9 protein-coding genes and 1 pseudogene are annotated in these 15401 nt (G+C 45.8%); 3 read left to right on the top strand and 7 right to left on the bottom strand.

Going from position 1 to position 15401, the window contains the following annotated elements; translation table 11 throughout:
- Nucleotide 1: 1 nt before the first annotated feature.
- The 3 genes from K5621_RS10145 to ccoN are packed head-to-tail and all read right to left on the bottom strand — an operon-like array spanning nt 2 to nt 2240.
- Nucleotides 2–175 carry a cbb3-type cytochrome oxidase subunit 3 gene (locus K5621_RS10145; protein WP_100143659.1) on the bottom strand — a complete coding sequence of 58 codons (174 nt, stop codon included), beginning with the start codon at nt 173–175 and terminating at the stop codon, nt 2–4.
- A 10-nt stretch (nt 176–185) separates the two neighbouring features.
- Nucleotides 186–791 (bottom strand): cytochrome-c oxidase, cbb3-type subunit II, encoded by a 606-nt coding sequence (gene ccoO / locus K5621_RS10150; RefSeq protein ID WP_025010382.1) that lies wholly within the window; start codon nt 789–791, stop codon nt 186–188.
- Nucleotides 792–803: 12 nt separating this feature from the next.
- Nucleotides 804–2240: a cytochrome-c oxidase, cbb3-type subunit I gene (ccoN, locus tag K5621_RS10155; RefSeq protein ID WP_100143660.1), complete on the bottom strand. Its 1437-nt coding sequence runs from the start codon at nt 2238–2240 to the stop codon at nt 804–806.
- Nucleotides 2241–2499: 259 nt separating this feature from the next.
- On the opposite strand from ccoN, the gene K5621_RS10160 reads away from it, so the two are divergent.
- Nucleotides 2500–2961, top strand: a complete 462-nt coding sequence (locus tag K5621_RS10160; protein ID WP_221049175.1) for a hypothetical protein — start codon at nt 2500–2502, stop codon at nt 2959–2961.
- A 66-nt stretch (nt 2962–3027) separates the two neighbouring features.
- Here K5621_RS10160 and K5621_RS10165 read toward each other — a convergent pair whose 3' ends face one another.
- Nucleotides 3028–4605: a DUF3369 domain-containing protein gene (locus K5621_RS10165; protein WP_100143662.1), complete on the bottom strand. Its 1578-nt coding sequence runs from the start codon at nt 4603–4605 to the stop codon at nt 3028–3030.
- A gap of 172 nt (nt 4606–4777) precedes the next feature.
- Between K5621_RS10165 and K5621_RS10170 the strand changes: the two genes are divergently transcribed.
- Together K5621_RS10170 and K5621_RS10175 are read left to right on the top strand one after the other, a co-directional pair.
- On the top strand, nt 4778–5017 hold the full coding sequence (locus K5621_RS10170) for a hypothetical protein (protein ID WP_100143663.1): 240 nt from the start codon (nt 4778–4780) through the stop codon (nt 5015–5017).
- Between the two features lie 93 nt (nt 5018–5110).
- On the top strand, nt 5111–6388 hold the full coding sequence (locus K5621_RS10175; protein WP_221051166.1) for a tyrosine-type recombinase/integrase: 1278 nt from the start codon (nt 5111–5113) through the stop codon (nt 6386–6388).
- Nucleotides 6389–6629: 241 nt separating this feature from the next.
- Here the strand turns inward: K5621_RS10175 and K5621_RS10180 are convergent.
- The 3 genes and pseudogenes from K5621_RS10180 to K5621_RS10190 all read right to left on the bottom strand — a co-directional run.
- Nucleotides 6630–7327, bottom strand: a pseudogene (locus K5621_RS10180) (transposase); the annotation flags it as partial.
- A gap of 263 nt (nt 7328–7590) precedes the next feature.
- Nucleotides 7591–13389 carry a DEAD/DEAH box helicase gene (locus K5621_RS10185; RefSeq protein WP_221049176.1) on the bottom strand — a complete coding sequence of 1933 codons (5799 nt, stop codon included), beginning with the start codon at nt 13387–13389 and terminating at the stop codon, nt 7591–7593.
- Nucleotides 13390–13407: 18 nt separating this feature from the next.
- Nucleotides 13408–15399 (bottom strand): AAA family ATPase, encoded by a 1992-nt coding sequence (locus tag K5621_RS10190; RefSeq protein ID WP_221049177.1) that lies wholly within the window; start codon nt 15397–15399, stop codon nt 13408–13410.
- Nucleotides 15400–15401 lie beyond the last annotated feature (2 nt).

Here is a 15401-nt window from a genome sequence, read left to right on the forward strand (position 1 = left end):
ATTATTTGTGTTCTCCTGAGTCCTTCGCATTCTGGTGTTGTTCATCTGAAAACACCAGATTAGCTGCTTCGTCGAATTGCTTTTGACGACGCGAGCTATATGCCCAAGCAAATATCCCGACAAAAACCAAGATCAAAACCAGCGTTATAATCCCTTGTATAGTGCCGTAGTCCATATTTGCCTCCTTATTTCAGTGCGTGTCCCAGCGACTGCAGATAGGCGATCAGCGCCTGCAGTTCTGTCTTGCCTTCAACGGCTTTTTGGGCGCCTTCGATATCTTTATCTTCGTATGGCACACCAAAACCACGCATCACTTCCATCTTCTTGGCTGTGTATTCACCTGTAAGGGTGTTTTCAGCAAGCCAAGGGAAGGCAGGCATGTTGGACTGAGGAACTACGGCACGGGGATCGATCAGGTGAACTTCATGCCATTTATCACTGTAACGACCACCCACACGGGCCAAGTCGGGACCGGTACGCTTGGAACCCCAAAGGAAGGGGTGATCCCAAACAGATTCACCGGCAACTGAATAGTGACCGTAACGTTCAGTTTCGGCACGCAGCGGACGGATCATCTGGCTGTGGCAGTTATTACATCCTTCACGGATATAGATATCACGGCCTTCAAGCTGCAGAGCAGTGTAAGGCTTGAGACCGGCAACCGGCTCAGTGGTATCTTTTTGGAAGATGAGCGGCGTGATCTGCACCAGGCCACCAATACTGATGGCAATCACAGTGAAGATACCCAGCAGGCCGACGTTCTTCTCAACTATTTCATGATTGAATTTCATCGTTACTGCTCCTTATGCGGCTTTGGCTTCTGCGATGGCAGGCAGAGAGTCTTTAGGGGCATAAACAGTGCGCAGCACGTTGTAAGCCATGATCAGCATACCCGTTACGAAGAAACAACCACCCAGGAAGCGGACGAAGTAGAACGGATAAGAGGCTTCCAGGCTTTCAACAAAGCTGTAAGTCAGGGTGCCGTCTGCGTTTACAGCGCGCCACATCAGACCTTGCATTACACCGGAGATCCACATGGAAACGATATAAAGTACAGTACCAATTGTCGCCAACCAGAAGTGCAGGTTCACCAGCTTAGTGGAATACATGCGGCCGTGGCCGAACAGTACTGGGATAAGATGGTACAGAGAACCGATAGACACCATGGCAACCCAGCCAAGTGCACCAGAGTGAACGTGACCAATAGTCCAGTCGGTGTAATGAGACAGGGCATTTACTGTCTTAATGGCCATCATAGGGCCTTCGAAGGTAGACATACCGTAGAAGGACAGTGACACCACCAGGAAGCGCAGAACCGGATCGGTACGCAGTTTATGCCAGGCACCGGACAGGGTCATGATACCGTTGATCATACCGCCCCATGAAGGTGCGAACAGGATCAGCGACATCACCATACCCAGAGACTGGGTCCAGTCGGGCAGGGCTGTATAGTGCAGATGGTGAGGACCGGCCCAGATATACAGGGCAATCAAGGCCCAGAAGTGGACGATCGACAGGCGATATGAGTAAACAGGACGTCCGGCTTGCTTGGGAACGAAGTAATACATCATTCCGAGGAAACCGGCAGTCAACAGGAAGCCTACCGCATTATGACCGTACCACCATTGCACCATGGCATCGACGGCGCCACTGTACAGTGAATAAGACTTCCACAGACTGACAGGAACAGCCATGGAGTTCACTATGTGCAATACGGCGACTGTGATAATGAAGGCGCCAAAGAACCAGTTAGCCACATAGATGTGGGAAGTGGTTCGTTTAATAATGGTGCCGAAGAACACGGCCGCATAGGCGATCCAGACTACGGCGATGGCGATATCAATAGGCCATTCCAGTTCGGCGTATTCTTTACTGCTGGTGATACCCAGCGGCAGTGTGATTACGGCCGAGAGAATGATGGCTTGCCAGCCCCAGAAGGTGAATGCAGCCAGTTTAGGTGCAAACAGACGGGTCTGACAGGTGCGTTGAACGACATAATAGGATGTGGCGAAAAGGGCTGATGTGCCGAACGCAAAGATCACCGCATTGGTATGTAACGGTCTTAAACGACTGAAAGTTAACCAAGGAGTCTCAAAGTTCAGCTGTGGCCAGATTAACTGAGCCGCGATAAGTACACCTAATGACATACCAACTATGCCCCACAAAACTGTGGTTAGCGCAAATTGGCGGACAACGGTGTAATTGTAATCAGCGCCTGTTGGCTGGGAATGGTTCATCATATTGCTTCCACTGCTTATTACTTTTACTTGTTGTTCAGTAAAGTACTAGTCTTTACCTGTTATAAGTGACACTAACAAGCCCCTATTGCAGCGAGCCCGCTTTGTCAATGCCGTGATCTACATATTTGAAATAAAGTGTCAGGCGCAGCAATGATACTTGAGCTACATCAAAAAAGATACCAATCTGCCGGACACATTATTGATCCAGATCAAACTCGACAATAGAATGTTAACACCTTGCAGCATAAGGTGAAATTTTATGCGTTACGTAACTCTCTCCAAGCTCGTTGGTGGTATTTTTAGTCTGTTTTTGCTCTTTGGGTGTGATCAGGCTCAAAATCAGATAACGACCCAAGCTGACCCAGACCTCAGTTTGTGTGATTTTTCTGTCTCAGATTGTGTTAAAAAAGTGGCGGAGCAACAGCTATCCCTAAGGCTTGAGCCAGGCTTTGCCCCGAGTGAAAAGCCAATTCATTGGCAACTTAACTTCAGCAGCTCGGTTTCCAATCTCAAGCTTCGTCTTGAGGGGAGGGATATGTTTATGGGCGTAATTCCAGTGGCAACATCAGTTACTGACGGAAAAGCATTTGAGGGCCAGATGATGTTTGGCTCCTGCAGCAGTGGCTATATGGTATGGCGCATGTTTGTCAGTTGGCAACAGGGAACAGAGCAATACTCCACTTGGTTCGACTTTCTCGCCGACAACCACAAGCAGAAGTAAAGGCATTCGGGTATAAACCTTCATGACTGCTTAACAAGTTGCGCCTAAGGTTCTCGCATAAGCGGGTTAAGGTTCGGCATCATCGCGCCAACTGTTTTTGATTTTGATGAAAACATCTATGTTATCAACAAACAACCTTAAAAAGTCTGGGTCAAAATGGCGACCACTGCAGGACTGCATCTCACTCAGCACCTCATCGAGCGGCCAGGCGGGTTTATAACAGCGGGCATGGGATAGGGCATCAAACACGTCGGCAATGGCCACGATTCTGGCGAATGGATGGATTTCATGACCCGAGAGGCCATTGGGATAGCCACTGCCATCGTACTTTTCATGGTGTTGCAAGGCAATGGTGCCGGCGGCTTTCAAAATAGGCCTTTCAGAATTGGCCAGGATCTGATGGCCGATTATCGGGTGTTGCCGCATCACATCCCACTCCATATCGTCCAGTTTTCCCGGTTTTAGCAATACATTGTCGGGAATGGCTATTTTCCCTATGTCATGCATGGGCGCAGCGCGCTTGAGCAGATCAGCTTCGGTTTCTGGTAAGCCTGCTAACAATGCCAACTGATGGCAATACTCTGCCATACGCTTCACATGATTGGCCGCTTCCTTGGAGCGGCTCTCTACCACATCACCGAGACGCAGGATCAGCTCCGACTGAGTATCTTCTACCTCTTGGTTCAACAACAGGTTTTCAAACGCCACCCCGACATTGATCGCAAAAATGTCGATGAGTTGTTTATCCAGATCGGTCAACTGGCTGACCGAATCCATATAAAGCAGGTTGACCCAGTTATTTTTGGCCGGGAAGTAACCCACAAAACAATCATCCCGGTAAAGACAACGTCGAGCATTCAAAGCTTCTTCCATCAGTGATTGAATATGGGAAGGCAAAGGTTTTTCATGATGGTTGGTAAACTCGCCTGTAGCAGCAAGGATATGAATTTTTTTGTTATGACCTGGCTTTGCTACTGCATCCATCGCATTGCAGCCGAGTATGGTGGTGGTGTCTTTGAGCTCAAGCAAGTTGGCCACCTGAGTCAGTAAACCATCGGCAAACTTGTGCAGGGTGCGGAGTTCAAACAGGCCAGAAGTCGCTCCGAGTACTCGTTCCAGTCCGCGACGATGATTGAGCTGCATCTGCCGCGCCTGCTCAATTTCGGTAATGTCCCTGAAAGAGCGCAGGGCAGAGTAGACACTGGTTGTCAGCTTACGGGAGTCCAGCTCGGCCTTGGCTTTATAGTCATTGATGTCATAGTTGACTATCACGTCCTCTTCCGGTGCTTGCCCGGGTTGGCCGGTGCGGAGAATCAGCCTGATAGCTTTATTTTGCAGCTTTTCGCGGATCCAACGCACTAACTCAAGCCCGGCATGATCCGTCTCCATCACCACGTCAATAAAGGCGACAGCCACATCCTCTTCGTCTTGCAGTAACTCTTTGGCCTGTTCACCACTGTAGGCGTTAATGAAATGCAAGCCACGGCCATCGAGCTTGAAACGGGAGAGGGCAAGTTTGGTGACCGTATGTACGTCAGGTTCATCATCCACCACCAGTACCTTCCATGGGGGCAGGGTATCTGTGGTTGTTGAAGTTTTCTTTGAGGCAAATAGCGGGCCTTTCTTGGCCGTGTCGATCAGCATCGGTCGGACTCCAATCAATTGAATAGTTTTGATTTACCTTTCAAAAGTGTAGTCCAAGCATCGGGAAGGGCTAGCAATAGCTCACAAATTTACTGTTGTCTGGGAAAGGGGGATTTTCACCATCGTGCGGATCTACTATATTGATAATCATTCTCATTAAAAGGGCGGCAGAATGGAAACCAAAAGCAAAACAATATCGTATAAAACCGAGCAGGAAGTCTGCATGGCGATACCTATAGGTAAACTGGCTGAATTGATCCACAAGGGCGAATTATGTGCGGCGGATTTTCGTTGTCTCGATAGCCAGTCCAAAAAACAAGTTTGGCAGTTGTGCCTTTGGTGTTGTAAACAAAAGGTGCATTGCGATCGTCAATGCAGCCAATGTGAGACTGGGATTGGTGCCGATAAATAACATTATCGGCACCAGTCAAAAAAGGGTAAAATCTATAATAATCATTGCTATAGAATAGGTTTCATCTTGGAAAAAAATCAGCCGTTAAGAGCTATGCCGCTGTTTGACAGTGCAGACTTGCTTTTGCAGGGCAATCCTGTGGTCAACAGCTATATTACCCAATTAAGCCTGGGTAAAGTGGCCGATGCGGGTCTCTTGCTTGAACATGCCACCGATTGGCTTTACGAACAAAGAGACAGTGAAAACAACTACAAGGCTTATCGGAGTGAACTGACGACCTTTTTTCACTGGTGTTTCGATGTTGCAGGCATATCTGCAGCCAAGGTAGGCAGGCGGGAAATGGGACGTTACGTGGCTTATTGCCAGGCGCCGCCGACTGATTTGGTCGGTTATTTCAACGTCCCACAATTCAAGACGGATAAGCTCAGTCAGAGCCGGGAACCCAATCCCAGCTGGCGACCGTTTATTGGGCGCAAGGCGCTTGGAAAACCTTTGCCATACAGCCTGAGCGATAATGCCTTGAAGACGAAAATTGCAATACTTTCATCATTTTATACTTATCTTATGAGCGAAGAATATTGTGAGCGCAACCCGGCGCAGCTTTGGCTCAATCACAGCCGCTTTGCTAATAAGAGTAAGTTCAGGTTAGATCCTGCCGAAGAGCAACTCAAGGTGTTCAGTGAGTTGCAATGGTCTTATCTTGTGGCTTGCGTACAGCGCCTGGCTAAAGCCGAGCCAGCACAACACCAACGCAGTCTGTTCTTGATTAACCTGATGTACGGCTGTTATCTGCGGATCTCGGAAATTGCCGCTCGTGCCGGTTATGCGCCAACCATGAGTCAATTCAGGCGCCATAATCACAGCGGTATCTGGTATTTTCATATTCCCAGGAGTAAAGGCGGCAAGGCCAGAAACGTGGCGGTATCCAAGGCGTTGCTGCAATCACTGCAAAGTTACCGGCGCCATTTGGGGCTGAGCGATTATCCCGAAGCCAATGAAACCACGCCGCTGTTTATACGGCATCGAGCCGCCGGCCGTGGTCGGGAAAGTGGCGAGCTCAATGCCAACCTCGGCATACGTCAATTGCGGGATGAAATTCAGTTTTTGATCAACTGCGCCGCCGATGATGCCGAGAAGGATGGTTTTATCCGTGAAGCCAATGAAATGCGACAGCTCACTGCGCACAGCATCCGCCACACCGGGATCACCCATGACATCAATCTCAATGGCCGACCTTTATCCCATGTACAAGCTGACGCCGGTCATGAAAGCATAGACACCACGTCGCAGTATCTGCACACCAGCCAGGAAGAAAGGCACCAGAGTGCATCGGCCAAGCCATTGGATAGACTGCAAGGAATTGAGAGTTAATGCTTGGAGGTTTAAGGTGGCTTAGGGAGGAAATCGCCTTAAACCTAGAGGAGTACCGATGATTACTCTGCAGATTTCAAATAGCCGCACATAAAAATGCGTACAATGTATATTATGTTAAATAAAAAGTGAGTGTTATTTAGTACATGTGTGCCTTCTTGCCTACACTACATCAATACCTTACATGTGATCCGTCGTCATTTGACTCAGCGAAATCTTCGTACACTAGGCACAAATCTACGAGTTGTAAGAAGAAACGCTCCATCGGGCTATTGTCCCAGCAGTTCCCTCGTCTGCTCATGCTTTGCTTTATCTGATAACGCCAGAGCTGCATCCGCCTTTTTGTAGCGGTGTTGAGGTATCTGGCAGCTCACTAATCCGAGTTTTCTCATCAACCCTGTCGCGCGATAACGCGTCAATGGTATACCCGCGGTTGTCACCATATTGGCGATGGTTCTTGCACCTGCAGAGCCGTTGCTGGCTTTATGGGCCCCTCGCACCAAGCTATGCAGTTTCACCTGCTCTGAGCTAATAATGCTGGGTCTACCTCGCCAATACTTATAGCTGCTGCGATGAATACCAAATACTGAACAAATAAGTTTTACACTATGGCTCTGCCTGAGTTTCTCGACTAGCGAGAACTGTTCAGTGAGTCTGACATCAAGAGAGCCGTAGCCTTTTTCAAAATAATGTTCTCTTCTTCGATGCGGCGAAGTTTCTTTTCTAACTCACGGATCCGCTGTTGCTCAGGCGTAAGTGGTGAGCCTTTGGGGGAATCGCTTTGTAGTTCCTGTTGGAGCTGTTTTACCCACTTTCGCATGGCTGATTGCTTACTCCCATTGCGGTTGCAGCCTCTGCCACGCTGTAGCCTTGCTTTGTTACTAGCTGAGCAGCCTCTAGCTTAAACTCAGCGCTGAATGTCGGTCTTGTGTTCTTCATATCTGCCACCCATTTGCGAGAAGTGAGTCTATCACTTCGTCTATTTAGATGGCCAAATTCACTATGCCACTACAATACAAGGAATTTAGTTTTTTTCGTGGGGATGTTCCTACCGCCAATTACTATGTCCTCAGTATCACTCAGATACTTGCCGATATCAATCCTAGCTAGTTTTTTGTTGTTATCAACCGTTAGCTACCTTGGTTGTGATGCCAGGATCACAACCAAGGTCGATAGAAATCCACCGGATATCGAGAATGCGACTAGGCTTTTCGAAGTCTATCGAGAGTGTTCATCAATCTTCTGTTTGCCTCAAAAGTATCGATACAATATACCTTATCAAACTGCCTTCTTAGCTCGACAAGAGACTCATTTATCACTTCAGAGGGCGAATTTAATACATCCCAAAATGGGTGGACGACCATATAAGCTTCTTTTTCATCTGTAACCACTGGCAAGTTAAGCACTCCCATCTGAATCACTTTCCTTGTGCTGGGATTCAACTTTTGAATCGATAGGGCTGCTTCCATTGCTAATTTGGGCCAATCACTTAATTCTCGATAAGTTTCAAAATCACCGTCTAACCCTACGCGATGTTCAGGCTCTAACAGGCAACGTATAAAGCTTAGTCCGAGACGCCAATCAAGAAGACCATGATAGTTTTTGTTGCCAAAACGTTGAATACAGCGATAACACGAAAGCGCACATTGATCACGATGTTGCTGCTCAAAAAAAACTCTCGACATTTGGTCTTTTGGATCATTCAACATTGATCGTATTAACTCTACAGCTAACGGCTCTTTGAGATAGTTAGCAGCGAGTCGCTTACTAAAACCTGCGCCGTTAACCAAAGTATCAGCAATTTGCAGGTATGGGTGACCTTCCCGTAATCTAGGCTCAAGCACTTCAAACTCTTCTGGCGCAATATCCATCGCCAATGCAGCTCGCTGAACAAGCATGTGTGTTGCACTGAGAGCTGCGGAACGTATTTTTGTATGCTCTCGTTCTCGCGTACCTACTTTATGAAGATCTAATCCAGGAGCTATGCTTATCATTCCCAAACTGATTGCATCTGTTTTCTTTTTTGAATAGAAGCGCACTTGCTCTGGTTCAGAGCCTTCTGGAGGGGATTGCCAATTATTACCATAGACTAGTTCTGTATCTATAGTTTGATTAGATAATTGACTTAGTTTGACATCAGCAGAATAAACATTAGTTTGTGTTTTTCGAACTAATGTAAAAGGCTGATGCTCGAATGTAGTATCAATCGGTCCTCTATTTCTTCTGATAACGAGGGCATCACTACCACTTGCAATCATAACATTAGTTCGTTCAACCTGATGATTGACCATCGGAGATATGATTGAGCTGGTTTCTCTTCTTAATGCAGGCTTTTGTGGCTCTGTTCCATCGGAAACTTGTGGATAAAAATCTGTTCTAAATGCCGCTGGTGAGTGGTACTGCTCGAACATAGATACAGGTATAGATTCGCCACAGTCAGAACAAACTTGGTCAGCAGCCACGTTGTCTATAAATTTACTTTGTAAAGCTCCACAATGAGGGCAGTCAGCCAACATCTCTGTATCAGTCCACCACTGGGATACTGGCTCAGGTATAAGCTTGTTACCCTCTCTTGAAGGCTGGATAAAACCTAAAGAACTGGTTACTCCAATACTCTTATGCAAACGCTTATCTCGAACTAATATCTGCCCTGGTGAAAACTCATAGATTGCTATGTCTAAATCACGATCAACTGCATCCCATTCAGGGTCTTTGCCATTTTTAGATTTCATCCCTAGATATAGTGGGCGAACACGTGTCGGCATACCAAACATGGGTAGCAAGGCGCATTCCGCTAAGAATTGCCCAAGACCCAAATCCCTGTTTTTCCCCTCTGATTTGAAATGTTTTATTTCCTCAAGAAGTTTTGTGGTCGATTCAGTATACCCAATCAAACTATCCAATATTTCAGGCTTCCCTTGACCCAAACTTTTCGCAACGTCTTTAGCAAAGTTAATAGTTTGGTTTGCCGCTCGCAAAAGTCGAGCAGACCAGCTAGTCGAATCATCGTAAAAAAGTGCAGCAGGTATAAATTCACCGTGAATATCCGGCGCAACCACATCCCCAGGATACCTAGCTCCATCTTCATCACGTAAAATCTGAAAGGCCCGCGTTAGCCAAGCTTTTCGCAGCAATCGAAGACTAATGTCGATATGATCTTGTGTTAGAAAAGGCGGTGGTGGAGCATCACCAGTTATCTCTTCAGGGTGATGAAAATAGTGCTGATCATGACTTCTTCCACGACACAAAGTCATCGCTAATGAGAAGGCTTGCCCTCGTCGACCGGCACGGCCGACACGCTGCTGGTAGTTAAATCGCTGTGGGGGCATGTTCGCCTGATAAACGGCTTGCAGAGAGCCGATATCAATCCCTACTTCCATAGTGGTTGTCACCGACAACAAATCAATTTCTTCCGACAGTTTCTTAAGTTCATTGGTGTTATCAATAAAGATACCATTAAAACGGCGTAAACGTTCTGCCGGATCATCTGTTTGGCCAGTCAACTCCTCACACCTCAATCGGAAGCTATTATCCTCATTGGATGCTCGTGTTAAGCGTCGTGAAATATAGTTTCGGTCACGAAGATTTTTTGTTACGCCATTACTTTTAACCGGAAGCGGAGCATGACAACGCGTGCAAATACCTGCGCCTAAATGTAAATGCACACGGCCACAAGTCGTGCATTCATATACAGGATCGCTTTCTTTGGCAAGGCAAATATGCAACTTCTCTATTCGAATCACACCATTAGTGTGACCATATTCTGAAAACAGTTTTAGTAGTTCATTTACCTTGTCTTCAGTAAGTCCAGCTTTATTAATAAATGCTTTTACTCTTTTGCTACTAATATCTGAGTAAACAGCCCATTCCTTGCTATCTTTTGTAAACCACTTATTCGCTTCAACTCGATAGTTATCTGACAGCACACGTAGGAATGCATCTGCAAGATCCGAGCTTTTATCTCGTTTATTAGTTAAGCATGGGTAGCCCAAACCAGTTTCTTCCAATGAGAAGTAGTTTCTTGCAAAAAGTACGTCATCTAGTAACGAGAACTGCTCGGTTGAGATATGTCCGCGAGCTGCAAGAGTATCATTCGCTGGTATATCTTCATTCCAATAGACGTTATCTTGTTCGATCTTGAATAAGTCGGTCCAATCATACTTAACTTTTCGATCAGCCCCATCAGCACCAAAAATCTTAGATACTCCAGAATCATCTGTAGGATGCATACCTAAACTGGCCATACTTCCCAGCAAAGATTTTGTTTTACGTGCTTGATTGTCAACCTCGAGCACATGAGTAAGTGCAACTCTGTTAACATCCCCAGAATTTTTAATCTCCTTGATTTTCTTCGACAACTCATCAAAAAGATCATCATCCCCCGCATCTTCAGCCTCTTCTCGCATTTTTCTTAATTCGGCTACCGACTCCTTCGGCATTTCTATTTGCTGAAGCGCTTCAATTAGGAGTTTTCTACGTGTATCAATGTGGTGATTACGCTCAATATTCAGAGCGGTTTTTGCTGCATCCTGCCGACTATCGGAAAAGGAAATGAGTTTTGTCGCTGTTCCTGAGCGTTTTAGTATTTCCATAACCTCAGTTGCTAATAATTGAGAAGTCTTGTCAAAACCGGTTTTAAAGCTACGAATAGGAGATCTTCGATACTCTTCACTTCGTCGTGAGTAATCAGTGCCGCATGCAGGACAAACATGCGGTGCTGCTGTTTTAGGGCTTTTAAGTGCAAGCTGAGACCCGTGCTTTAGAAAAAGGCGGCCAGACAATATAAAAGGGCTATCTGATACGTTTGAAGCTTCTTGCTTTACCTGACCATTGCGAGTGTCTAGGAACGCCAGTTTCCAAATTTCCTTCTCATCATCCCCCTTTTGAGCATCATTCTGTGCTGGCCAAAATAGTAAAAAGTCATCATGACTCAATTGCTCAATTGCTACTTCAGCACCGGCTTCCGGTAAGCGCTCTAGTTCAGGAGTATTAGGCAAAATCTCATAGTCTTCTTTAGGACCTCCTTGGCTTAATTTACCTCTACGGCCACCAATAAATTCTTCATGACAGCTTTCACAGTGGAAAAGTTCGAAAAGTCGTAGGGACTCTTCGCCAACCTTAATATGACTACTACCCTTCTCCACATTGAGGCCATGATATGTCAATTGACCATCAATTAACTGGGCACTTGCGTAAAGCCCTTCTAGACTGCGTAAGAAAAGATGTTGCCTAAAACTAGTCGCATCAATATTTTTTAGTTTATCACCCAACGCTCTCAGTAGCGTCAACCCTCGCAAGGCTTCTTGCTGATGGCTCGACCCGAAAATAGCTTGAGCAATTACAGATAGTGGTCGCGCTTTGATTCCATCCTCACCTTTACAAGCGAGCATTAACCGTGTTGCGGCCTCTTTTATCACTTCTTCAGATGATAATATTTCCGCCCCTAATGACTGCCCACATTCAGCAATTAGCTGTAAAAGTTTTGGATCGTCATCCAACTCTACATGAAGTTGCCCGATAAACTCATTATTTGACGATGAAAGGTAACTGAGCAGCTTTACAAAAGGCTCTGGACTCAAGATATCTTGATGCTTTGGCTGAGGTAATAAAGGATGTCCCGTTAGCACCGCCTCTTCCCAGTCATCAGGACTCTCAGCACCTGATTCAAGAGGGCCAGAATGCGTACCCGCATCACCAAAGAAATCGTAGAGATACTCGAGGCTTTGCTCCCGCATATCTCCCTCAAGCGGTAAAGAAGCACTCGAAGCCAAAATACGTAATTTGTGTCTAAATGCTGATCGATCCAACCCCAAGCGATTGATAAGCAGGCGCAGCAAGCCAGCCATTTCCGTTCCAGCAGAACCTCGAATTAAATGCAGCTCATCCAGCACCAAGAAGAAATACGCATCAGGATCTGTTTCCAGCCATGTCCTTGTCTGATCAAAGATGGGCGCCTCTACTTCCCTCGACAACATTGCATTCAGCATAGAAACGTTAGTGACTAACAGATCCGGTGGTGTTTCCTGCATATCCCAGCGAGAAATAAGCTCTGCACCATCTGGCGAAGGAAATAGAAATCTCGTCGAATCATTTTTTTTCTGATCTGGTTCTTTAACTGTTCTATTAAATTCTTCGGCACTTTGGTCAGCATTAAATGCCGCTTTGAAGTGTTTGGCTGCATCTTGCAAAGCCTTTTTCACTCGCGACTGTCGCTGCTTTTCTTTCTTGGAATCCTTTGATCTTGGATGCTCACGATAACCTGCAACAGGACTAGCGCCTGTATAACGGCCAAAAAATATCCTGTTGCCATTAGCTCTTGTATCCAACACTTCGCAAGCTTCACTAGAGTCCAGCATTTTCCTGAGACGAACCATCTGGTCTTCAACCAGAGCATTCATAGGATAGAGCAAAAGTGCCCTGACAGCTTTTGGTCTATCAGGACTTTCTCCCTCTCGATGCAAAGAGAACTGACTCCCCTCACTCCACCACTGATTTCTAAGATAATCAGATTTCGGCACTGGCCAACGAGTCGCTTCAGCAACCAGTTCTGAAAGCACGGGTAATAGAAAAGACTCAGTTTTACCCGAACCAGTACCAGAGGTAACGATACCAGGTCGTCCAGGCTTCAATCCACGCCAAAGCATGTCTACTTGATGCTTATACGGTTTAAAAGCATTGACTCGTTTTAACTCACCAGTCCCATCCTTACCTGGAAAAAGCCCTGAATAGATCATTTCTAAAATAGCTATTCGTTGTTCCCTGTTAAACCTTTTGAATGGGTTTGCTTCGGCTTCGTCATCCAAAAATGACTCTAGCGTACTTTGTGATGGCTGATAGCGTAAAATTGGCTCTAAAAATGGCTCAGGCATTAAAGTACCAGGTTCGCTCAACAATCTTCTGCGGTCATTCGATAGCTCTTCTCGCCGAATACGATAAGCAGTATCCAAGTAAGACAGATACAATTTGTGAATTTCTTGATATGCACCAATAGGATCTAGCATGACAGCTTCCTTGAAAGTTTATTCGATAATGCCCTTTAACCACTTCAGCCCTTGTTCTCGAAGGTTTACAGTTTTATCTAACTGTTCGCTGACTGGAGTATTAGAACTATTGACCATAGCTAGCGCGCGATATAAAGCGGTCTTAGTTCTGAGTGCGAAATAGTCATTTTGATCACAAAGTTCAATCACCTCGTCTAAATCATCTTTATCCACCATGATATCAGCTCCCGAATTCCAGCAAATTGAGGTGATTTGCTTCTGATCAGGATTTGAGAATTGCTTCAAACCACATGACTGGGTTTTAGGCACAATAGGGAAAGATGATTTTGGTAACTCCCTCCATACGCGATCGGCATCCCATTGGTTATGTTCGATACTGGCTACCACTAGAAGATTTGAAGGCCTTTTCTCGCTATGCAACACTCCAATCAAACTTGGCAACCATAAGTCCATTGGACTTCGGTGTAGGCCATCCAACCAGACCAACTGAACTTGATCAGGATTACTTTCTGCTTCTAGCCAAGCATATGCAAACCCAGTTGGTTGATCTTTAGCAGGGTGCGCCCAAAGATCATCTAGATGCAACACACTAGGGCCAAGGGCAACACGAACAAAATCTCCGCGACTAACCGCACGAGCATACGCAGGAACCATTACTTCTGCTTGTGTTTGAGGCACAATTACAAGGCCCCCCGAACGAGCACCCACATCAAACAGACTCATGGACTCAGATAAAATTCCAGCCTCACGGGCGACTTTATTGAGGCGATCAGGCAATTGAGAGAAGGTTATCTGCTCACTGGAACTGGCGAATTGCGCCAGTGACCAGGGAGGAATCTGTGCATAACGAGGCGACAGATGTTTGGCATGATCTCCCAATATTGAACGAAGGCTGTTCAATAGTTGCTCAAAGTCTTTATCAACCAAGCCATTTTCTAAACCAAGTACCGGATTTAGGCGCTGAATTTGACTTATTAGCTCGTCTCTCAAGCCAGCAAAAGTAGCTTCAATACCATTTTTTTCATTTTGTTTTACTGCCAGCTCTTCAGATAATGCTTGTAATTCATTACGAGCCGCTTCTATCTCTTGCTTAAGTTCTTGATAACAGTCTTCAAGCTGTGAGCGAACGTGTAGCTCAAGCTCTTCGCGTAAGCTGTTTTCGACTTTGCAACGAGCCTCTTCAAGCTTTTGTTTTACCGGCTCAATTTGTATTAGAGTGTCAGCAATTCGAGTGGGAGCATCGACATAGGTATCTAAGCGATTAGAAAATGAAGGAAGCCAAGCAGCTAGATGCGCCATATCTGTATGCTCATCGGCTAAGTTCTTAGCTCGGGTAAAAACACTTACTAACTCATCTCGTTTATTCTTACTAAGCCCGTTGCTATCGCTCTTACGAAGAGCATCTAGCAAATCGCTTAATAAATCTTGATCAAATTTCCAGGGCAAATCATAGAGTGGTTCGCCGACTGTCTTACCAGGCACCTCGAAGAGTCGATCTTTGATTCGGTCACCCTCGAAAATGGCGGGGTTAAGTGAACAAACCGTAACCGTTCCACTTGGTGAAACATAACGATTAGTTGTTAGATCTAAAGTGAAATAAACGACAATGCATTGCTCATTTGATATTGCAATAATGACTTCTTCCGACTCAATGGCATCAATTGAAAAACCAACCTCAAGACACTGATAGCGTGCATACTCCACTCCACCTTTACGAAAATCTAGGATACTCCGCACTGGCTTAGCACCTGGGTCTACGACGAACTGATCATAACCATCGCGTACATCCTGTGAAATTGGCTGTACTTTGAAAGCAACCAGTTGGTCTTTTTTAAGCCAACTTAGTCCAGAAGCAATTGCAAATGCTTTCCCCTTTGGAGGCAGGTTATCTTCGAAGTTATTTGCAAATACCCAATAGCCATTATTCTCTTTTGCTGCAGCTTTAATGCGTGTTCCATGCCCAGATGAATAGTCATAATCGCTAAAACCCAAATACACTTCGTCTAACACTT

Source organism: Shewanella carassii, from assembly GCF_019670705.1.
Taxonomy (GTDB): domain Bacteria; phylum Pseudomonadota; class Gammaproteobacteria; order Enterobacterales; family Shewanellaceae; genus Shewanella; species Shewanella carassii.